Here is a 21,775-nt window from a genome sequence, read left to right as displayed (position 1 = left end):
AGGGGAATGAGTGTCTTCGACAAGATAGAAAAGATCCAGTATAAGGGCCCGGATAACAAAGATCCAATGGCCTTCAGCTTCTACAATCCAGAAGAAGAGTTCATGGGGAAGACCATGAAAGAGTATCTTCGATTCGCGGTTGCCTTCTGGCACACCTTTCAGGGTGATGGACTTGATATGTTTGGGAAGCCCACAATGAGAAGAAGCTGGGATTCCATCAAGGATCCCATTGCTCTAGCAAAGTTGAAAGTTGATGCCGTCTTCGAACTCTGTGAGAAGCTGAGTATCGACTTCTTCTGTTTCCACGATCGAGACATAGCTCCTGAAGGAGAGACTCTCAGAGAGACAAACAAGAATCTAGACGAAATTGTGAGACATATTTCCGATCATTTGAGGACGAGTAATGTCGGTATACTATGGGGAACGGCAAATCTCTTCTCGAGTCCAAGGTTTATGCATGGAGCGGCGACATCATGTGATGCGGACGTCTTTGCGTACGCTGCTGCCCAGGTGAAAAAGGCAATCGAGGTTACCAAGGAACTTGGTGGGAAGAACTACGTCTTCTGGGGTGGAAGGGAAGGATACGAGACTCTACTCAACACTGATATGCGTCTAGAACTGGAAAATCTTGCAAGATTCTTTCACATGGCAGCAGATTACGCTAAAGAGATAGGTTTTTCTGGGCAGTTCCTAATAGAGCCCAAGCCTATGGAACCGACCAAGCATCAATATGATTTTGATGTTGCGAATGCACTGGCCTTCTTAAGAAAATTCGGTCTAGAAGAGAATTTTAAGTTCAATGTTGAAGCAAACCATGCGACCCTCGCAGGTCATACCTTCCAGCATGAACTAAGGTTTGCAAGAATCAACGATTTGCTTGGAAGTGTTGATGCCAATCAAGGTGACCCTCTTCTGGGGTGGGATACAGATCAATTTCCAACCGATCTCTATTCGACGACCCTTGGGATGTACGAGATAATCAAGAACGGAGGATTAAATCCTGGAGGCTTGAATTTCGATGCAAAGGTAAGAAGAGGTTCTTATGATGAGCGGGATCTATTTATCGGACACATTGCCGGCATGGACACATTTGCTCTGGGATTGAAGGCGGCAGCCAAACTAATCGATGAAGGTACCCTGGAAAGTCTCTTGAAAGACAGATACAGTAGTTATCAATCGGGTGTAGGCAAGGAGATCACCGAAGGCATAGCAGACTTCAGGTCGCTTGAAGAATACATAATCGACAAGAAGAACCCTCTTCCAGAACCTTCAAATCAGGAGTATCTTGAAAGGCTGGTGAACTGGGCGATAATTTCGGCGGGAAAGTAATCTTTACCCTCTGAGAGTAAGGCGAGCAATCATAATTGGTTGCTCGCTTCTTTTTGAAGCACTGAGAAATCTATATGCATTGCTTGAACGTTATTTTCATTCTTTCAGATCGATTATTCCCGTAATGCATCATAATTAAATCTACTCAAGAGAGAGTTAATGCATCAAAATAAAATCTACTCGAAGTCGAGATGAAGGAGATTAAGAACACCTCCCTTTGAGTTAGATTTGGACTTCATTATCTGTATGTCAACCAGTGATTCTTGAGATCGATTCCTTTGTTATCGAGACAAAACAATCGTATACTGAGCGGCTTTCTACTCTCTCTTTAGAGATCATGATTATACGTACTTCTTCTTGGAGTTCTGTCAACAGTCTTTGAAATGCCTTCGAAACTAACTGCCGAAAAAGACGAAGTCTTCGGTTGTTAGTTAAGGTCCATAGTTCACTGAATTGTGGATTTCAAAATCTGTGAACAACAAAGGAAATTACAATCAAAATGTCAACAAGTTTGCTTCTTTCTCACGGAATAAATTCACCTCTCGATCGCGGTATATCCATGGAGAATTTACTTTCGACGAATTGATTCGTTCACTGCAAGGTGAGATGATCTTCTCAGTGTGTTTGCGGGAGGTAATACCTTTGATAAGCAGTTTATCGTTTGATGATCTGTATCAAAAGGCTTCTGAGGTTCTAGAAATTTACGACGATGCCTGTAGAACAATTAGAGATATTCAGATAGAGACTGGTTTAAGATGCCTGCCTTCATGTAGAGAGTGTTGTAAGACATCCGGTGACTCCATTCAGGTGACAATTACAGAGTTTCTTCCTCTTTCGCTGAGACTTTGGAACGAGGGTAGAGCAGACGACTTACTTAGAAGGCTAGAAGACGTTTCTGACAGTGATCGCTGCATTCTCTTCGAAGGTTCTGGAGAGATTAGAAATGAAGGTGGTTGCACCGAATATGCTTTTAGGCCACTAATTTGCAGGCTCTTTGGCTTCTCAGGAGTAATCGATAGGCTGGGTCGGGTGGCCCCGGTGATCTGCAAATACGTAAAAACGGGCTATCCGCTTTCTGTTGAAAGATTCATCGAGAAACTTTCTTCAGGGCTTGAGATTCCAGTCTTCTCAGATTATTTAAAACGGGTACAGGGAATTGATCCTCACATGGGCTCGAGAACTTATTCAATAAACTCGGCCTTGAGAAAGGCGCTTGAGTATGTAGGAATGAGATTCGACTACTCTTCGAAAGGGTTTGACAGGACGGCCTGAATTTCCGGAGAGTCACTCGACAAAAGTATCATAAAGCTTCTCCTGGTAGTACAATTCTTCTGAACCAGTCTCGAAATCCGAGACTAGAAGAATCAGGAGGTGTAATAATGAAGAAACTCTTGCTCATCGCACTGACTGTAATGTTTGCTGTCGGACTTTTTGGGCAGCTCGGACTGAGAACCCTGACTCCAGAACCAACTGAGACTGTTGATGCGTCGGAAACGGAAGAAATTGTGCCCGATAGTGAGGAGCTGAATACCCTTTCTCTGAGAACCATTGATCCTCTGCTTGTTTCCTTCAGAGAAGGATGGAAGTCTCCCGACGATCCCTCCTGGAAAGTGGAGATGATAGGGTCTACGAAGATAATGATTCCCCAGGATTTCTCAATCTTTCAGGAGAAGATCGGTCTAAACTACGATGTGCAGATCTTCGACAATGAAGGGCTGCTTTTTGGGAGGCTTTTCTTGTATCAGCTCGAGTCTTACGTCCGGTCAGAGCTGATTAGCGCCGTTGTAGGTTCTCTCTATGGTGAAGGTGCAACAACTGAGAGTAGCTACGAGGAGACTGTTGAACTGCATGACGGACGGATTGCTTACCTTGTTTCTCTCAAAATCAGACCGGAAGTCGATTATCCATTCGTAGTTGTTTACTCTCCATCGGAAGAGGCAGATACAACTGAGCCCGGTGCAGTTACAATGTGTGTTTTTGAGCCCCTTCATTATTCAGGAAGCGAGCTTGACAAAGCTAAGGAGATAATTGCCGGAATCGTGGGGAGCCTTATCTCGGCTGAAGAAGAACCTGAAGAGGAAGAAGAAGTCATTGCATTGCCTTCTGAGAAAGAGGAGCACACAGATATTTTCGTCAGGATGGTTGAATCGTTGCTGAGCGAAGAAGACCTCGATATATATATCGACGACTGGATAGAAGTTGAAGGTGATTACTTCGCGTTCATGATGCCACCGGAGTTTTCCGTGGCCTTCTATCTGGCAGACTACTTTGAAGTGGCCGATCTGGGATTTCAGGGCACAGTCGTAGGCAAGATCTTCGTTGGTGAGTCGGAAGAGTCAGCTTCCACAAGCGACGTGCTAAATCAATACGTCTATCAGTACCTAGGTAGTTTCGGTGACTATGAGCTGGTGGATAGTTATACTGGTTATGTGGATCGCGAGTCCGTAGTGAACGTCTATGCTCTCGACTTTTCGGGACAGCTTTGCTGGATGGCCCTCTATTCTGAATCACATGATGCTGAGTTCTTTGGTCCCGGAGAATACTTTGTCCTTCTGGGATTGGCAGACTACGAAGAGGCGGTTATGTGGGCAGAGTGGTACACCGGGATTCTAGCGACGCTTGATTTCTAGTTTATAGAGAGTATTACCCACAATATTCAGGAGACATTCTAAGCGTCTCCTGAATTTGTTTCACAACGATAATATAATGCGCTACTTTTCTGATTTCTCTTCAACTTTTTCGGCTTCTGCGCCAAATAGCCACTGAAGGAACTGAACAAACCCGCTTCCAGCGGATTTTATTGCAGTTTTGAGTGCTTCTGCGGCAGTCTTTGCCTCTTCCCTGTAAACTGCTATTCCAGATGAACTAGTCTGACCGCCTTCAATAGATTGAATTTTCTCTTCAAGCTGTTTTGTCGCAGCTCTTTCTTTGTCAAGTTCAGCCTTCAGCAATTTGTTTTCTTCTTCAAGACATGCAATTCTCTCTTTAAGCTTCAGAGTCTCGGTAGATGTGCGGCTATCTTTTTGCTCGCCACTAACCGCTCTGTGTGCGGCTTCGACTACTGTGAGCCCTTGAGAAGTGTAGTCAGGCATCTTCTTGACGATCTCGACAACTTCTTCGCTTACTTCGTCGATAAGACCTTCTTCTATTAAGACTTTCACATAGTTTCGTACCGTTTCGTACCTAATACCACTTCGCTCAGACAGTTCTTTGAAAGTCACAGTGATCACCCCGTGAGAAGCTTGTTCATCATCACTCTCAGTATATCAGAAGAATTGACATTTAATAGAAACTTTGCAGGCACTGCCGGTTTTTTCATTCCGGCTAGATCAGTATTTGTTATGATTGTCTTAGATTCTATTTTCGAGTGAGTGAGGCGAGAGTATGAGAAAAGTATTCGTGATTGCACTGTCTTTCTTTGTGCTTCTAAGCTCGCTTTTTGCCGTTTTTATGGAGGAAGATCTGTCTGCTTTACAGTTTGGTTTTTCTGGAAAGGTACATACTGTACAGATAGAGATAGCAAAGTTAGGAGCAGAACTATTGATTTCCGATCCGGAGACGCTGACCTTTAATGAAAAGGGTTTTCTAATCTCGAGGGAGACTGAAGAAGTGAAGATAGAATACTTCTATGACGACTCCGGCAGACTGAGAAGAAAGGACTTCATCAACCGAGACGGTACAGTTTTCCAGAGGGTTGAAGTGCTCTATGAAGATGATCACTACGATGCCGTGGCCTTTGACGATTCAGGTATTGAACTCGAAAGAACTCGCTACTGGATTAACAGCGAAGAAAGAACTCTGATCTTTTCTGTTGAAACCGAAACTGGCGTTTCAACGAATACTCTCTTCTTCGATGAGAACGGAAGAAAATCAGAGAGGTATTCCCTCATTCGAGAAAACGTTTCTGAACTAGATATGGAGGTTAACATAGTAGTGGAAAGCACATTCACTTATGATTCCAATGGACATTTGGTGGGCGAGAAGACAGTAGTTAGGGTTAGAAGGGAAGGCAGGGAACAGGCTTCGGAGTTCAGAAGTCGAATCGATATACTCCTCACGGACGAACAAGGCAACCCTGTTCGGGAACTTAGGAGAATTGAGTTCCTGGATAGCTCAAGCGCTCCCGAAGAATTTATTTACTCAAGGGTGTACACATATTATTGATCGATCTCCTGTGTAACATATGTTACCGATTCTCCCTCTGGGCGTCTGTAAGATAATTACTGTCAGTAAAGGAGGGATTAGATTGTTTTGTTTTCAGTGTTCTGAATCGATGAAGGGTACTGGCTGCACTGTCCAAGGTATCTGCGGAAAGGAACCGGAAGTAGCCGATCTCCAGGATCTTCTGATATGGATTTTGAAAGGGATTTCCTTGTGGGGCGTCAAAGCGCAAGAAATGGGAGTGAAAGATTCTGAAACCGGTCTTTATGTTGCTGAAGGCCTCTTCACAACGATTACAAATGTGGATTTTGATCCCGAGAGTCTGGGTAAGAAGATTGACAGGGCCCTCAATGTAAGAAGACGAATCGAAAGAATCTTCAAAGAGGCTTACAGAAAAGAGAAAGGAAAGGAGTTCAGCGAACCGATGCCTGAAGCATGCACTTGGGAGTCATCACGTGGAGTGGAGTCTTATAAGGCCAAAGGTGCTCAAGTGGGTGTTCTTGATACGCAGGATGAAGATATTCGTTCGTTGAGGGAGCTTCTCACCTACGGCCTAAAAGGAATTGCAGCATACACAGATCACGCCTATATCCTAAAGCACTCTGACAATTCTATACTAGACTTTCTTCAGGAGGCGCTCGCTTCCTGTCTTAACGACTCATTGACAGCTGAAGACTACGTTGCGCTAGTTTTGAAAGCGGGCGAGTATGCAGTTAAGGCAATGGCTTTACTGGACGAAGCAAACACCGGCAGCTATGGAAATCCGGAAATCACGTCAGTCTATACCGGCACGTATGAAGGACCGGGGATATTGGTTAGTGGGCACGATCTTCTTGATCTAGAAAAGCTCCTGAAACAGACCGAGGGAAAGGGAATAAATATATACTCATGGTGAAATGCTTCCTGCGAATGGTTATCCCGGACTGAAAAAGTTCGCTCACCTCAGAGGCAATTTCGGAACGTCCTGGTACAATCAGCAGAAGGAATTCGAAGAATTCAAGGGTCCCATTCTAATGACCACGAATTGTATTCAGAGGCCGAGGGAATCTTATAAGGACAAGATATTTGCTACGGGTCTTGTCGGATGGCCGGAGGTATCGCACATCCCAAACAGAGTTGACGGGAAAGAGAAGGATTTCACGCCGATCATCGAAAAGGCTCTTGAAATAGGCGATATCGGAGCTAGACCAGGCAAGAAAATCGTTGTTGGGCTGGCCCACGATCAGCTGTCAAAGGTCTCCGATAAGATAATTGATGCAGTGAAAACAGGTGCAATTAAGAAGTTTGTGGTAATGGGCGGTTGCGATGGACATGCTAAGGAGAGACAGTACTACACGGACCTGGCCGAGAGGCTGCCTAAAGACATGGTAATATTAACCGCGGGTTGTGCAAAATACAGGTATAACATGCTAGATCTGGGCGACATAGGAGGCATTCCCAGAGTAGTAGACGCAGGGCAGTGCAACGACTCATACTCGTTGGTTGTGACTGCCTTGAAGCTTAAAGAGGCTTTCGGTCTGGAGGATATAAATGATCTCCCAATCGAGTATGATATTGCCTGGTACGAGCAAAAGGCGGTAGCTGTACTCCTTGCGCTTCTATATATGGGAGTAAAGGGGATTCGTTTAGGTCCGGTACTGCCAGCTTTCATTTCACCGAATGTTCTGAAAGTTCTTGTGGAAAACTTCGATATAAAGCCTATTAGAACCGTAGAAGAAGATTTATCCGAGATTGTTGGATAATCATTTGCCTTTGAAAGAAGCCGACAACTATTTTTGCGACATCTATAAGTGAAGGTTTGATTTCTCCTCCGTCGGGCACCAACCCGTGCCCGGCGTTTTCTACCACCACCAGTTTGCTATAGCATCCGGCAGCAGTGAGCTCTTCGAAGAAGCGTTTCGATTGATCGACCGGTACGACAAGATCGCTATCCCCCTGAACTATCAGAAATGGTGGGGAATCTTTATTTACATAGTTGATTGGACTCGCCTTTCTAAGTATTCCCTCTTCATTCCCAAAGATCAACTCCGCTACCTCTCTCTCAATACCTTCGAATAGGGCTTCAAGATCGGTGGGTCCGTAGAGATCAGCGACACAGAAAAGATTTTCATCCTGACCTGAGTATTTGTCTTCAGAAAACATGCCGGTATTTGCCGTCAATGCAGCAAGCGTCACAAGATGTGCACCGGCGCTTGTTCCGAAGCTTCCGATTGCTTCAGGATCAATCAGTAATTCGGTGGAATTTTCTCTTACAAATCGAATTGCCGTTTTTACGTCAATGACCTGCGATGGGAACTTCCATTTGGGGGCGAGCCGGTAGTCGATGGAGAATACGATGAATCCGGCTCTTATAAGCTCACCGGTAACTACTACGCCGGGTCCACTCCTTTTGTCTCCAGTAATCCAGGCGCCTCCGTGAACATACAGTATTGCAGGTCTTGGAGCAGTAGTTCTGGCAGGATAGTAAACATCCATTGTGAGTATCTCTCCATCAACTTCCGAATAAACGACATCCTCTTTAACCACAAAGTCAACTGCAGGGAATTCTTCGGTATCGACTTTGAGACTCTCAAGAGAGAAATCTCTGGCCGTTCTTGAGGCCAGAAATAATTGCTTAAGAAGCTCTGCAAGTTCTCCAATCTCCGACAATGAATAAGCAGAGAAATTTGTCGGGCATAGCAAGACACAAGAAGTGGCAATAATAAGGATTTCTCTTTTCAGTTTCATTCTCGCGAAACCCTTCCCGTTAAGGAAGCATATTTACCACTCCCAGCACGATAGCTGCCAGAGAGGAAATTACTGCCACAGTCAACCAGATGTTATTTGCTCTTCTCAGTGAAGAGATCTCTTGCGCCGTGGCTTCTCTAGATTGTCTTACTGCTTCTTCAGTTATTGTGATAATTTCCTCCCGGGTGACCAGTGTTTTTTCTAGTTCTTTCGTCAGAGTTGACAGCTGATCTCTGGTCTTTGCAAGATCCTCTTGGGTAAGCAGCAAGTCATCCTCGATCTTTTGAATCGCCTTCAGGTTGCTATCTATTGCTGCAACGGAGCCGTCGAAATTTCCCTTCATGCTGTCAAGACCCACAGATACTCCGACAAGAGAGTCTTCAAGAACCCCTAGTGAAAGTTCCAACTCAGCTACTGAACTCCTTATTTCGGAGAGGTCTGCGGTGATATTTGTGATGGCGTCGGATAACTCATTTCTGGAATTCTCGAAAGTCTCGATCGATACACCTTCCGGAGGAATAGACTCTCTCAAGGCTATCAGCTCGGAGTTGAATTTTACAAAGCCCCGTGACAAACTGTCGGCAATTTCCCTGAGCTGGAGTATCTCAGTTTCAAGTTCATCCATATTTATCTTGCCTGTTCCAAAGACACTGGTTTCAATATTTTCGACTTTTTCCTCAAGCATTGGAAGAATATCTTCTGCTGAAGAATAGAACTCCTCGAGTGAACTTATTCTGTCAAAGAGAATGCGGGTTGCAGATTCCGAAGCGGAAAGCCTGGCCTTGATCTCTTCAAAATCAGACAGTGAAGTTTCTGCGGCGATTACCCTCTTCTCAATGTCTGAGAAACCCTCGGATAGCGAGCTAAACTTTTCCATATGAGAGAGCGCCAGCTCTGACACATAGTCTGACAGTGCATCTACTTCAGCAGTTATTTCGGCGAGCAGCTCATTGTTTGTCCCGATGTTTTCGCTGCTAGTCTTCGCGGAGAGCTCCACAGAGCTCAAGCGAGCTGTCAGACTGTCAAGTGCATCTCCAAGCTCATTCCTGACTGTGCTGATTTCTTCCGACTGCAACCCGATAAAACTTTTCATTTCTTGCAGTTCGTTTTCAGCAGCTGATAACGACGCAGTAATCTCGCCGATCTTATCGTTGATCGAAACAATCTCTTCGGAATCGGATTGTTGAGGTGTGATCTCGCGCAGACTCTTAACCGTGTTCTCCAGATTCTCTATAGATAACTGAAGGCCGGTCTGAGAAGCTTCCAGTGTCTCGATTTTCGAAATCTCGTCGCTCCATTCTGCTAATGATGAGTACAAGCGATCAAGCGATTCGCTTAGTTCTTCAAACTCGATCCTGGTAATGGGATTATCAACAACGGTTTCTTCAAGAGCGGTCAATCTGTTTTCTATAGTCATCGCGAACTCTTCGGTGTCAAAAGCGCCTTGATCAACCGCAGCTTTGTATTCGGCAAGTGCAACCTGCGTGTCAAGAAAGAGAGTGTTCAGTCTCCTGAATTGAAGATTAAGTCCCTCCACATTGTCCTGCAAGAAGTCGAGCCTGTCGTTCAAATCGGAAATGCTAACGGTTAGGGAATCGTAGTTGTCGCTTTCTCCAATATCGACTTCTGAGGAGGTCTCAACCAAAGTAACTGGGGCCATCTCCACTACTCTGTCGGGCTCAGATGTCTTAACTCTCCAGGGAAGCAGAATCTGCTGGATTCTTATGTCCATGAAGTAGTCTTGCAGAGATGTCTCTGATGTGAGTACAAGAACTCCTCCAGAAGGCAAAGAAAACGGTAGTTCCACGGGAGAGGTGAGATCTTCCACTTTATAGATTTTGAAAGCTGCTCTAGAGTCGTCTTCACTGTTGATTATTACAACGTTGTTGATTTCGATATCCATCACTCTGGTAGACCTGACAACGAGTATGCCCAACAGATTTTGACCATCCGAAAATCTAATTTCGGAATCGGTAGCAGCATAAGTTGGAACGAAACGAGCATCGAAACCCGCTCCTGAAAAAGATACGAAGTCTTCGCTCTTCAACAAAAGGTTGTTGAACAACTCGTCGAATTGTTGAGCGAATGTTATACATGAAATAACCACTACCGTCATCAGAATGATCTTTTTCATATATCACACCTCCTGCCAGATGGCCGCTAACTCGTGGATTTTTATTTCGAGAACTGTTCGTATTGCTTTACTAAGTTTCAACTCCGCGAATTCCTTATATAGATAAGTATATCAATGGCGGCGTGATAATTCAGCATTGTATGACTTTGGAATTGTTGTAACCGGGTCAGTTAACCTTTCTTTTGTTTCTCTCCAATATCAAGGAAAATAGGGGATATTTCGGGAAATGATAGCCACTGATTGGCTTCCGTTAACGGTGCCACGCATCTAAAGACAAATAGCTTGAATGAATCTATATCGCCTGTGTTATACTGTCTATGAGATTTTGTGCGGGGTGTTTATTCTTGTCGAGACGTCGGATGGAGGGCCTCACTTCTAGCGATGAAAGAGTTGTCTGGATAGATGTTGCCAGAGGCTTTTTGATGGCGCTGGTCGTTATGTACCATACGCTCCCTCCGCAGATCGCTGCTAATCTCATAAACCCTGCAGCATGCACCTTCTTTTTCCTTTCTGGGCTTATATCTAGAGATATACCGCTGAAAGATAGTATATCAAAGAGATTCAAACAGCTCATGATTCCGTACTACACCATGGCTTTAGCAAATACCGCTATTTGGCTTATAGCAAGAGCAATAGTGCCGAGGCAAGAGATGAATTTCACTTTGGGGTCTGTGATAGCAAACATCTTAACTGTTAGGACGGCGGTTGGCATTATTCCTTTGAACATAATTCCTCTATGGTTTCTCCCCGCCGTCTTTGTCATGGAAATATACTACTCGCTTCTGAGAAGGCTTAGAATACTGATTGTTGGGATTACCATAGGTTTTGTTTCCATGTACTTTTTTTATGGATCGCTTCCATTCAAACTCGATGTAGCGCTGGCCGTCCTTCCTTATTTTGCGTTGGGTAAGTTTGTGAGATCCCGCGATCTTTTTTCAAAAAGGCTTTCATTTCTTTTCACCGCATTAGCCTGTAGCCTTTATGTAGTTACTTCTGCCTTTTGTAATGAAGTTTACCTGATGGAGGACTATTTCGGCACTTTGCCATTCCTCTACGTCATTGCTGCTATTATTGGAATAATCGCCGTTTCCGGACTCTCTCAGATTCTGCAGAAAAGCAAGGCTGTGAGGAATGTTCTGTCGCTATTTGGCAGGAGAACGCTTTTTGTTCTTGGCTACCACATCGCAGCGGGGTTTCTCGTTTATCCTCTCTTCGATCTGATTGGCGACCCAATAGAGATCATGGAAAGATTCTGGTTTGCTTACTGGATTATCAACATGGGTGTTCTTTATCTCATGATAAGATATATTCCAGAGCCAGTGATAACGGCCCTTTCAGGCAGTTTCCTCGCAAAATGGCAAAGAAATCCCGAAAGGCTTACACACGGTAAATGATCGGACGGCTTTTCCCGAGTGTCCCTACTGTTGCAGCTCGTATTCATAAAAAGCGTCGGTGGTTGTCAGTACTTGTTTGACCCGCTTACAATCGAAAAATGGTATTATCCTATTTGAAGGTATGTTACAGGAGGGATTCCTATGCTTTTTCTGCTGATAGTCGTGGCGATTTTGCTTGGCTATGTTGCATACAGGTTGATATTGAGAGAGGGAGGTATCTTTCTAGGTCCCTATGCAATCAAGTTTCGAAAGGAGCCGGGTCCTGAGGATTATCTGCGTCGCCTGAAGGAACTACAGCACCGCAATCAGGACTTCGAAAGCAGGCTTGTCCTCGGTGCTGCGACAAGCAAGTTTCCGGAGAATCTGGAGTTCTTCAAGCTTGCGATGGACAAAGTGTTTTCCGATCTAAGAGATGCTAAGAGCGAGAAGGAAGTGGAGGAAGTCTTTCTTCGAGGGGAAAGACTATTGAAGGAGTTTGGGGCTGCTTCTAGCACAAATTCCATAGGAGTTGTCACTGAGTATTCAAAGAGGCTTGTTCAAGCTCAGCAGGAGTTCTACTCTCTGAGAAAGGAAAGGGATATGGAGCTTGAGCGTAAGCGGTACGAGCGCAATGAGGAGATTCTGAAAGAGCTTGAAAGTGTTTTGGAAGGAATTAGGGCTTCAAATGATGAAATGGCTATAAGGGATGAAATGAACAATGCGGCAAGACTGGAGACCGGGCTCGACTTATCTATTCTAGATGAAGGTCAGAATGAGAGGTATCGGGAAGTAAAGAACGGGTTCTACAGGATGGCTGAAGAAAAAGTCGAATCTCTTAGAAGCGCAAGATACGCCAGGTATAATAGGAAGGCTATAGAGAGATTGAAAAAGCTTATTGATGAATTCTCCGAAAACGAAAAGGAGCTGTCCAAAAGTGGGAGTTCTCTTCCCGTGATTCTTAAAGAGAGAATTGGATCTCTCAACACTTCGTATTTTGATGGCCCTACCATGCAGTATTTTAATTATGTTTATGGTTATATCTTTTCTCTCATAGACGAAGATCTGAAGTTCGAAGTTACAAGAATCATGACAGAAACGGAAAAGGATGCGTTAGAAGTATGAGCGATGAGAAACGTATTCAACTTAAGAATCGGGGCATTCAACTTCATTCCAGCTTTCAAAATGAAAGAAGAGAAGCAGCTGAAGAAAAAGCAGATATTAGAGATGCTCTCGAATTATATGATTTTTCTCTAAAAACGAGGATTGTGTCTGACTATTCGGTTGAGAGTCTGGTTTCACTGAGCAGCATAAAGAAGATGTGCGATAACCTCGAGAAAAAGCTCGATAGGCAGCAGAAGAGCTTTAGGCCACATAGTGTTGTAATGAAGGGGGAATCGGTGACACCGGTTGAAATAATTCTCAAAGAGACTCCGTTGAAACAATGGTATACAACGGGGAAGACTCTGGGAAGTCTTGCATCGATCGGTGCCAAGGTTGCTCTACAGCTTCTCAAGAACCAAAAAGATGAAAAGTCATTCAGGAAGCTCCGCTTGCTCGAGATAGAGATAATGCATCGTAAGCTGAACGAAGATCATTAGTCTTTGCTCGATTCAAGAAGATCTTCAAGTGCCCTAGAGATTTCTTGCCTCACGATTGCTTTGTCGAGTGTGAAATACGTTACCTGGTTCGCTTTTTCGGCTAACACCATACCGGCTTCGCGAAGGATACCTATATGTTCCCCCACCTCATAGTTGGAAAGGTTAAGCGCTCTCGCCAACTCGTTCCCAGAAGATCGTCCCGCCGAGAGGTATCTTATTATCGCCAGTCTCTTTTCGTGTGCAAGGGCATCGAAGGTTTCCGCTGTTATTTCCAGGGCCTCTTTAGGAATTGCCATTACTTCTTTGAAGCGAAAGCCGATGGTGTACATATCTTCTTTTACAAAAGGGGTACTGGCGTTTGAAATAAGGAATTCCGAGAAATAACTGGGACAGATAACGGTCCTCTCAAGTACTTCATTACGAGTGTAGTCGATGTTTTTTATGATTGCCCTAAGAAATTTCTCACCTGAATCACTAATTTCCCTTTCGATTTCATTGACCGCTTTTGAATGAATCTTTGCTATTCTAGGTTCTATTGTCGAGAACACGTTTTCGTAGAACCACTCCAGTAAGTAAAGTAGATCCTCCTTTGTTCTTTCAGGGTGAGACAACATTTCAAATAGGATAGCCTTCCTTTCGGTCGAAAATGAGATATCGTTAGATACGAAGAGAAGCATATCTCTATCATTCTTCATAATTTTGTCGAAAGCATCCATATCGATAGTGCCCATTCGAGGTCCATAACCCGAATAGATGAAGTGAATTAAAAGAACTCTTTCAGGCATCTCTTGAACAAATTCGATCAACTGACTGGCACTCTCGAGATTTGAATGGGTAATATCTGGAAGAAGGCACATTCCAAGAAATGTTTCCCAGTCGAAAAACTCCTTCAGTTTTTCTACAATATCGGAGGTCAATAATTCCCTTGTTTCTGTTACCCAGGTCTGTATGTTCCTGTAAGGTTCAAACTTTTCCTTGAACTGCGGAGAAGCGAAGAGCTCGAGGAATCTGTCGTTGTTGTTCAATCTGAACATACCGTGAAGAAGGTCGCAGGCCGTGCTTGACCGAACTTCCACTTTGTTTAACCAGTTCAAACGAAGCACCTCCAAAGCTTGGGAATTTCGCATATTATTGTAACACTTATTGAACCGAGCGAATCACAGAGCGATCAAAAAACCGCGTCAAGCAGTTTCACATAGAATAGGCAGATGTAGTTAAATGATTGGCAATTTACAGTAGTAGCAAGCTTATTGCCATAAGACCCATCCCCGCTATCAATCCCGAGATCGACAGATGGTGTTTTCCATACTTCTCTGCCGAAGGCAAAAGCTCATCAAGAGAAATGTAAACCATGATTCCCGCGACACCGGCAAATACAACACCAAACGCGATCTCGTTGAACAGAATGTTAATCAAAGAGAAGCCGATCAAAGCGCCTGCAGGTTCTGCAAGACCGGAGAGAAACGAATACAAGAAGGCTTTCTTTCTGCTACCCGTTGCATGGTATATCGGAACAGCTACAGCTATACCCTCTGGAATGTTGTGAATAGCTATGGCAAACGCTATCGGAATTCCAAGAGAAGGCTCCTCTAAGGCAGCTAGAAATGTTGCTAGCCCCTCTGGAAAATTATGAATGGCAATTGCGATGGCAACGAAGACGCCCATTCTCAAGAGAGTCTTACTGCTTGCTTCCATTTCGTCGACGTCTCTCATTTCGTGAGGATTCTCTGCCTTAGGCACGAGAAAGTCGATCAGAGCAATAACACCTATGCCTCCGAAAAAAGCAATCACATTGACCCAGTTGCTTATGCCATCTCCCAGAGCCTTCTGGAGAGATTCACCACTCTTGACAAAGATCTCCACGAACGATACGTATATCATTATCCCGGCCGAGAAGCCTAGTGAAACTGAAAGAAATTTCGTATTGGTTTTCTTTGTGAAAATTGCAAGAATACTACCGATTCCAGTGGAAAGGCCCGCAAAAGAAGTTAGAAAAAGCGCTGTCCAGAAATTTTCAAGTTCCATTTCAGTCCTCCATAGAATACCTTGCCAAGATTATACATCCAATTTGGGAACCAGCGCTTTAAGTATTTGAATCACGTGAGCGAGCATATCAGCGTAACAAGGACGTACCCGAAGGTACGCCCCATTATACGAGTTCAGCTTACTGATTTCATCCCTTCTTCAATTGCCTTAATGTTCAGGTTTACAAGAGCAGCTTTACTTCCGGTAAGTTTCTCTTCTAGCGCTTTTTTTACACCTTCAAGAGTAACTGCGCCCGTCTTTTGGAGATATGCTCCAAGAACAACCATATTGGCTACTTTTAGATTGCCCAACTTCTCAGCGATAGCGTTAGCATCTACTTTTATTATGGAGATGTCATCTCTAATCGTATCTCTGTCAACAACCGACGTGTTTATCACCATCAGTCCATCAGACTGGATCTCTTTCTCAAACTTTATGAGAGAGGGAATATTCATAATAATCAATTCATTTGGCGTGTTTGTTATCGGAGAGGCGATAGGTTCATCACTTACAACTACGGTACAGTTGGCCGTCCCTCCACGCATCTCGGGGCCGTATGAGGGTAGCCAGGTTGTGTGCTTGTTGTCGAACATCCCAGCCGTTGCCAGAATCTGTCCGATCAACATAACTCCCTGTCCGCCAAATCCCGCTGCTATCAGAAGATGTTCACTCATCTAATATCACCGACCTTGTCGACAAATACACCTTCTGGGTATTCTTTTTTCATGTTTTCGTTTAGCCATTTGATGGACTCTATCGGGTCAAGCCCCCAATTTGTGGGACAGGTCGATAGAACTTCGACCAACGAGAATCCCAGGCCCTTCTTCTGCGCAATGAACGCCTTCTTTATTGCAGCCTTCGCCTTAATTACTTCTTGAGGCGAGCTTACGGAAACTCTTTCGAGATAGACTATTCCTGCGGTCTCTTTTAGCAACTCCGAGACATGAATTGGGAAACCTTCAGTCTCAGCTTTTCTTCCGTACGGTGAAGTTGTCGTCTTCATTCCAAGGAGGGAAGTAGGGGCCATCTGACCTCCCGTCATTCCATATATCGCATTGTTAACGAAGATCGTTGTGATCTTTTCACCTCTGTTTGCGGCGTGAATGATCTCAGCCGTTCCAATTGCGGCGAGATCTCCGTCGCCCTGGTAAGTGAAGACCATTTTCTCCGGCATTGCCCGTTTCATTCCAGTTGCAACTGCCGGAGCTCTTCCGTGGGGGGCAACCGTACCGTCAATATCGAAGAACTCGTACGCGAAAACTGAACATCCAACTGGAGCAACCATAAGAGTCTTTCCCTGAATATCCAGTTCATCGATGACTTCCGCTACGAGTCTATGAATAATGCCGTGGTGACATCCTGGGCAATAGGAAAATTCCTTCTCAGCAAGCGATTTGGGTTTCTTGTATGTCGCTTTTTCCATATAATCACCTCATCCTATAAGTCTGACGAGTTCCCTGAAGACTTCGTCAGGTGTCGGGACCATTCCGCCAGTTCTTCCGTAGAAATGCACTGGTAAGCTTCCCTCAACTGAAAGACGAACATCCTCTACCATTTGACCCGTTGACATCTCTACAACTGTGCAGAACTTCTTTCCCCTTGCGGCCTTTTTCAGCTCATCATATGGAAAGGGCCAAAGAGAGACCGGTCTGAAAAGCCCAACTTTTATGCCCTGTTTTCTTGCCGTCTTAATAACGCTTCCAAGAATCCTTCCCATAGTTCCATATCCAACAAGAATATAATCGGCATCTTCAAGGTCATGAGTCTCGAAACGGATTTCTTTTGATCTAATCTTTTCGTAGACCTTGTGTGTTTCAGTATTCATCTCTTCAAGTCTAACGGGATCGATATCGAAAGAAGTAACTTTATGAGGTTCTCTTCCATCAGCTCCTCTTAACGCCCAGCTTGAATGATCGTTGATTTCCTCGAGCTTGACAAACTCTGGGAAGACAACTGGCTCCATCATCTGACCAAGCATTCCGTCGGCAAGCATCATAACCGGGACTCTGTAATTGTCCGCTAGTCTGAAAGCAGTTTCCATGAGATCAACAGCTTCCTGAATACTCCCCGGCGCTAGAACAATCAAGTGGTAATCGCCGTGACCTCCGCCTTTGGTGGACTGGAAGTAATCGCTCTGGGCAGGCTGGATATCACCAAGTCCAGGGCCACCTCTGACAACATTTACAAAGACAGCCGGCAACTTCGCCCCGGCAATGTAAGAAACACCTTCTTGCATCAAACTAAAACCCGGACTGGATGTGGATGTCATAACCCTGTGACCCGTACATGCGGCGCCGTAGACCATATTTACTGCAGCAACTTCACTCTCGGATTGAAGGAAGACGCCATCGACTTCTGGCATCCTTCTCGCCATGTATTCTGTAAATTCCGACTGTGGGGTAATGGGATAGCCAAAATACAATCTACAACCGGCTCTTATTGCAGCTTCAGCCATTGCCTCATTCCCTTTTACCATAATCCTTTCAGCCATAATCTCCCCCCTATACCTCGGCCGTTTCTTTGAAGACGGTTATTGCTGCATCTGGACACATCATATAACAGAATCCGCATCCGATACAGTTTTCGAGATCATGCAGCTGAGCAGGACGATATCCTTTGCTGTTGAATTTGTCCGAAAAGCTCAGTACTTTCTTCGGGCAGAAGTTGATGCATAGGCCGCAGCCTTTGCAACGCTCTTCGTCAATCTTCACGAAGTTTTTGTTCATTGTTCTACCTCCCATGGATTCAACATATATTTCTTAATTTCAAGCTGCTCAAACAAGCGCGGTTCTCTATTCAAGCCATTCATGACAACCGTGAAAGCTACAGGAACAGAAACTTTTTCGGACAGTTGTTTCACGAACTCCTCACCCTTGTCGATCGTCTCTGAGGTCGTTTCAGGACCAATGTTGGTGTTGTTCACAAGGTAGTTGATTTTCATCCTCGACTTTTCTTGAAGTCTGAAAAAGTGAGAAGCGGCGTTCTCTACGGTGTCATTGAATGGCCTAAAACGATTTAACACGTAAAATGTTTCACAGTTGTCATACGGAAGCCTTGAGCTCAGTGAGGATAGGACGACGGCACCGTCATCACTTCCTCCAACGTCAAGGACAACCCTGAACTCTGGGTTCTCTACATAGCCGAAAATCTCCGGAGGAATTATTGGCAAATCCGCGTTTGCCAATTTTCCTTTTGGAGCGATGATCTTTATTCCGAGCTGTTCAAACGAGTCTCTCATATCGCGAGATCTATAGTATGGGCTTACAGTATCAATGTCTGCAAGCGCGACCCGTTCTCCCTTTTTTGTGAGTAGCCTGGATACGTTAAGCGCAATTTCCGTCTTTCCGCTTCCAAACATCCCCATGAAGATAAGGATCTTTTTAGTGAAGTTCACGATTTCCCCCTGTATTGTTTTGCTTTCTCGCTTCCTTCAAGTACTCTCAAACACGCGACGGCAAGAGATAGCTCTTCGTTTCCACCTGGAACAACGTTTATGGGTGCGATAAAGCTCAGTTTCTCTGTCAACCACGGAACCATAAGTCTACTATCATAAGCTATTCCGCCGGTTATTATTATCGCATCCACTTCGCCGGATAGTGCTGCTGCCATTCTTCCTACCCACTTAACAATCTGGTATGCCATTGCCTTATAAGCTAGTTCAGATTCCCGATCTCCGTCTAGTATTGCTTGCTGAACTTTCTGACAGTCACTGGTCCCCGTATAAGCCATGAGGCCGCCTTTTCCCTTTATTAATTTTCTGATTTCATCCTTGGTATATTCATTAGAGAAACATAGCTTTATCAAACCAGTGAGAGGGAGAGTCCCCGCTCTTTCCGGGCTGAACGGCCCGTCTCCATTTAGAGCGTTGTTTACATCGACCACCCTTCCCCTTCTGTGAGCACCGATGGAAATCCCGCCGCCCATATGAACTACAACGAAATTCATCTCTTCATACTTCTTTCCATACCTCGATGCTACTTCCCTTGCAACTGCTTTCTGATTCAAAGCGTGAAATATCGATCTCCTCGTATAGTCCGGATGTCCCGAAAATTTCGCGACAGGTTCCATTTCATCTACTACAACCGGATCGGCTATGTAAGCCGGGATTCCCTTTCCGCTTTCGAGTGAAAGCTCGTTTGCCAGTATTGCTCCAAGATTAGAAGCATGTTCACCGTATTTTGCCAATCTAAGGTCTTCTATCATTTCTTCGTTTACCGCGTATGTACCACCTTCGAGAGGGCGGAGCATCCCACCTCTCCCGATGATTGCATCGATTTCCGAGAGCGGGTGTTTCACTGATTCCAAGAACCTTACAATTAAAGCCTTTCTGAATGCACGCTGCTCGTATAATGAAGGAAATTTACTCAGTTCGTCAGGCGAGTGTCTAATCGTATGCTCACCAATCATCTCTGAATCTCTGAATAGAGCCAATTTCGTTGAAGTCGAGCCGGGGTTGATAACCAAGACAACCGACATCATATCACTCCCGCAAGAAGGACATTTAGAGCTATCGAGTACAACTTTGTTTCCGCTGAATCTGCACGCGAAGTGAGTATTATCGGAGCTTTCCCCCCGACTACAGCGCTTGCTAACTGACATTCAGAAAGAAATGCCATGGCTTTATAGAAGATATTACCTGCTTCGATGTCGGGCATTATCAAGATATCTGCATCGCCCGCCACTGAACTGGAAATCCCCTTGTGCTCTGCAGCTTCACGTGAGATAGCGTTGTCTAGAGCAAAAGGGCCATCAACATCGACAGATCCAAGCTGCCCCCTCCTTGCCATCTGTGAAAGAATCGCGGCCTCAGTAGTTGCGGGCATTTTTGGGTTGACAGTCTCTATTGCCGCGAGAACTGCAACCTTCGGTCTTTCGTTTTCCAGCGCTCGCGCAACAGAAACCGAGTTGATTATTGAATCGGCTTTTTGATTGAGATCAGGAGCGATAACCATTCCTGCATCTGTTACAAGTAGCAGCTTGTGGTATCTCTTTATCTCGAAAACAGTTACTAGATTCATTGTTCTTCCGGTCTTGAGACCAAACTCATCTTTCAAATAGATGCCTAGAAGTTCCCCGGTCTTGACATTGCCCTTCATAAGAATCTCTGCATCTTTTAAGGAAACGGCCTTTACTGCCTTTTCAATTGATTCGATTTTTGTGGAACAGTGGACTATTGTAAAGCCTTCAGAAAAGCCAAGCTCATTGTTTATTTCCTCGATTTTCTTTTTTTGACCAAATAGAATGAACGATGCAATGCCATGCTCTGCAGCCTCTTTAGCCGCGGCCAGAACTATTGAGTCCTCAGCTGCTGCAATGGCAACTGTCTTTGGGTTATTCTTAGCTTGATCTATGAGTTGTGAGAGATGTGGAATCACATTGCCACCTCCGGATCAAAAGTTCTTGCCTTTTCAGTTCCTTCCAGTACTCTCTTTGCTCCTAGAGCAAGAGAAAGAAGCTCGTTTTCGCCAGGTTCTATGACTACCAGCGCGAACTTCCCAATGTATTCTTTAATCTTTTGGACGAATTCAGTATTGTATGCCATCCCACCGGTCAAAACAATTGCGTCGATCGAACCACCAGCTACAGCAACCATTCCTCCGATCTCTTTCCCGATCTGATAAGCCATTGCGTCTACAACTAGAGCTGCGTCGTCATCTTCTTTTGCAAATTTCAGCGCCTTTCTTAGATCGTCGGTTCCAAGATAGGCGAGAAGTCCGCCAAATTTTAAGTATCTGTTGAGAAGCTCCCTTTCCGAGTATTCTCCCGAGAAGCATTTTTCCACTACATCACCTACTGGAAGCTCCCCAGTTCTGTTTGGGCTGAAAGGTCCCTCATCGGTTGCGTTGTTGACATCCACCATCTTCCCTCTCAACTGCAGGCCAACAGAGATACCTCCGCCCAAATGAGCGATTACCAGATTGAGATTTTGGACATCTCTTCCAAGATCAAAGGCTATTTGTCTCGCGGCAGCTTTCATGTTAAGCGCATGAAGTCTAGAGACTCTTGGAAGTTGAGGAAGGCCTGACAAACGAGCCTCTTCGCACAACTCGTCGACGGAGATTGGATCTGTTATAAACACGGGAATCTTCCCTTCAGAGAGCCTTAAACCTATGGGAGCCGCAAGATTCGATGGGTGATCAATTGCCGAGCGATGAAGGAGAAAATCTACCATCTTATCGTCTACAAGATATGTACCGCTTTCCATAGGTGGCAATATGCCTCCTCTACAGGCAATGGCGTCAAAATCGAAAGAAATACTGCTTTCATTTAGGAAGGATAGGATTTCCTCTGCTCTATCTTGAATGTCTTGACTTCGATCATTCCGAGACGAGAAGTGCTGAATCGAACCTCTAACAATCTCCTCTTCGTCATTGAAAACAGCTACCTTTGTTGAAGTTGAGCCGGGGTTTATAGCAAGGATCTTCATC

At 44.8% G+C, this 21,775-nt stretch carries 20 protein-coding genes and 1 pseudogene; 8 read left to right on the top strand and 13 right to left on the bottom strand.

Annotated features, from left to right (window positions below; genetic code table 11):
* Positions 1-6: 6 nt before the first annotated feature.
* From xylA to Y696_RS07235, 3 genes are all read left to right on the top strand, one after another.
* Complete coding sequence (xylA, locus tag Y696_RS07245; protein ID WP_183084194.1) at positions 7-1,329, top strand: xylose isomerase; 1,323 nt, start codon at positions 7-9, stop codon at positions 1,327-1,329.
* A 642-nt stretch (positions 1,330-1,971) separates the two neighbouring features.
* On the top strand, positions 1,972-2,601 hold the full coding sequence (locus Y696_RS07240) for a YkgJ family cysteine cluster protein (RefSeq protein WP_259459878.1): 630 nt from the start codon (positions 1,972-1,974) through the stop codon (positions 2,599-2,601).
* A 107-nt stretch (positions 2,602-2,708) separates the two neighbouring features.
* Positions 2,709-3,959 carry a hypothetical protein gene (locus Y696_RS07235; protein WP_121510099.1) on the top strand — a complete coding sequence of 417 codons (1,251 nt, stop codon included), beginning with the start codon at positions 2,709-2,711 and terminating at the stop codon, positions 3,957-3,959.
* 81 nt (positions 3,960-4,040) lie between these two features.
* On the opposite strand, the gene Y696_RS07230 is transcribed toward Y696_RS07235, so the two are convergent.
* The gene (locus Y696_RS07230; protein WP_259459877.1) at positions 4,041-4,550 is read right to left on the bottom strand and encodes a winged helix-turn-helix domain-containing protein; all 510 of its coding nucleotides are present in this window, start codon (positions 4,548-4,550) and stop codon (positions 4,041-4,043) included.
* Positions 4,551-4,713: 163 nt separating this feature from the next.
* On the opposite strand from Y696_RS07230, the gene Y696_RS07225 reads away from it, so the two are divergent.
* Complete coding sequence (locus Y696_RS07225) at positions 4,714-5,493, top strand: hypothetical protein (protein WP_006486818.1); 780 nt, start codon at positions 4,714-4,716, stop codon at positions 5,491-5,493.
* 82 nt (positions 5,494-5,575) lie between these two features.
* Positions 5,576-7,232, top strand: a pseudogene (gene hcp / locus Y696_RS14485) (hydroxylamine reductase).
* Here the strand turns inward: hcp and Y696_RS07215 are convergent.
* Both Y696_RS07215 and Y696_RS07210 read right to left on the bottom strand, forming a co-directional pair.
* The gene (locus Y696_RS07215; RefSeq protein WP_121510098.1) at positions 7,192-8,217 is read right to left on the bottom strand and encodes an alpha/beta hydrolase; all 1,026 of its coding nucleotides are present in this window, start codon (positions 8,215-8,217) and stop codon (positions 7,192-7,194) included. The pseudogene hcp and the gene Y696_RS07215 overlap by 41 nt on opposite strands.
* A gap of 19 nt (positions 8,218-8,236) precedes the next feature.
* Positions 8,237-10,351: a hypothetical protein gene (locus Y696_RS07210; protein WP_121510097.1), complete on the bottom strand. Its 2,115-nt coding sequence runs from the start codon at positions 10,349-10,351 to the stop codon at positions 8,237-8,239.
* 344 nt (positions 10,352-10,695) lie between these two features.
* On the opposite strand from Y696_RS07210, the gene Y696_RS07205 reads away from it, so the two are divergent.
* The 3 genes from Y696_RS07205 (at position 10,696) to Y696_RS07195 (ending at position 13,322) form a co-directional block, all read left to right on the top strand.
* Entirely contained in the window at positions 10,696-11,745 is a 1,050-nt protein-coding gene (locus Y696_RS07205) for an acyltransferase family protein (protein ID WP_121510096.1), read from the top strand.
* 141 nt (positions 11,746-11,886) lie between these two features.
* Positions 11,887-12,846, top strand: a complete 960-nt coding sequence (locus Y696_RS07200; RefSeq protein ID WP_121510095.1) for a hypothetical protein — start codon at positions 11,887-11,889, stop codon at positions 12,844-12,846.
* Complete coding sequence (locus tag Y696_RS07195; RefSeq protein WP_121510094.1) at positions 12,843-13,322, top strand: hypothetical protein; 480 nt, start codon at positions 12,843-12,845, stop codon at positions 13,320-13,322. Before Y696_RS07200 ends, Y696_RS07195 begins: the two co-directional genes overlap by 4 nt.
* Here the strand turns inward: Y696_RS07195 and Y696_RS07190 are convergent.
* The 10 genes from Y696_RS07190 to buk (Y696_RS07145) all read right to left on the bottom strand — a co-directional run bounded on the left by Y696_RS07190 (position 13,319) and on the right by buk (Y696_RS07145) (position 21,774).
* The gene (locus Y696_RS07190) at positions 13,319-14,416 is read right to left on the bottom strand and encodes a helix-turn-helix transcriptional regulator (protein WP_121510093.1); all 1,098 of its coding nucleotides are present in this window, start codon (positions 14,414-14,416) and stop codon (positions 13,319-13,321) included. The genes Y696_RS07195 and Y696_RS07190 overlap by 4 nt on opposite strands.
* Before the next feature lie 136 nt (positions 14,417-14,552).
* Positions 14,553-15,347, bottom strand: coding sequence for a zinc transporter ZupT (zupT, locus tag Y696_RS07185; RefSeq protein WP_121510092.1), 795 nt, complete (start codon positions 15,345-15,347; stop codon positions 14,553-14,555).
* Positions 15,348-15,481: 134 nt separating this feature from the next.
* Positions 15,482-16,021, bottom strand: a complete 540-nt coding sequence (locus tag Y696_RS07180) for a 2-oxoacid:acceptor oxidoreductase family protein (RefSeq protein ID WP_014731015.1) — start codon at positions 16,019-16,021, stop codon at positions 15,482-15,484.
* On the bottom strand, positions 16,018-16,770 hold the full coding sequence (locus tag Y696_RS07175; RefSeq protein ID WP_014731014.1) for a thiamine pyrophosphate-dependent enzyme: 753 nt from the start codon (positions 16,768-16,770) through the stop codon (positions 16,018-16,020). The genes Y696_RS07180 and Y696_RS07175 overlap by 4 nt, the downstream gene beginning before the upstream one ends.
* A 9-nt stretch (positions 16,771-16,779) precedes the next feature.
* Positions 16,780-17,838 (bottom strand): 3-methyl-2-oxobutanoate dehydrogenase subunit VorB, encoded by a 1,059-nt coding sequence (locus Y696_RS07170; RefSeq protein ID WP_121510091.1) that lies wholly within the window; start codon positions 17,836-17,838, stop codon positions 16,780-16,782.
* Between the two features lie 10 nt (positions 17,839-17,848).
* Positions 17,849-18,073 carry a ferredoxin family protein gene (locus Y696_RS07165; protein WP_121510090.1) on the bottom strand — a complete coding sequence of 75 codons (225 nt, stop codon included), beginning with the start codon at positions 18,071-18,073 and terminating at the stop codon, positions 17,849-17,851.
* The gene (locus Y696_RS07160; RefSeq protein WP_121510089.1) at positions 18,070-18,741 is read right to left on the bottom strand and encodes a cobalamin biosynthesis protein CobQ; all 672 of its coding nucleotides are present in this window, start codon (positions 18,739-18,741) and stop codon (positions 18,070-18,072) included. The genes Y696_RS07165 and Y696_RS07160 overlap by 4 nt, the downstream gene beginning before the upstream one ends.
* Positions 18,738-19,823 (bottom strand): butyrate kinase, encoded by a 1,086-nt coding sequence (gene buk / locus Y696_RS07155; protein WP_121510088.1) that lies wholly within the window; start codon positions 19,821-19,823, stop codon positions 18,738-18,740. Before buk (Y696_RS07155) ends, Y696_RS07160 begins: the two co-directional genes overlap by 4 nt.
* Entirely contained in the window at positions 19,823-20,722 is a 900-nt protein-coding gene (locus tag Y696_RS07150; RefSeq protein ID WP_121510087.1) for a bifunctional enoyl-CoA hydratase/phosphate acetyltransferase, read from the bottom strand. Before Y696_RS07150 ends, buk (Y696_RS07155) begins: the two co-directional genes overlap by 1 nt.
* Positions 20,719-21,774, bottom strand: coding sequence for a butyrate kinase (gene buk, locus Y696_RS07145; protein ID WP_121510086.1), 1,056 nt, complete (start codon positions 21,772-21,774; stop codon positions 20,719-20,721). Before buk (Y696_RS07145) ends, Y696_RS07150 begins: the two co-directional genes overlap by 4 nt.
* Between the last annotated feature and the right edge of the window lies 1 nt (position 21,775).

The organism is Mesotoga sp. H07pep.5.4 (genome assembly GCF_003664935.1).
Taxonomy (GTDB): Bacteria; Thermotogota; Thermotogae; order Petrotogales; family Kosmotogaceae; genus Mesotoga; species Mesotoga prima.
The sequence above is the reverse complement of the archived record's forward strand: the minus strand, read 5'-3'. Positions and strand labels throughout refer to the sequence as shown.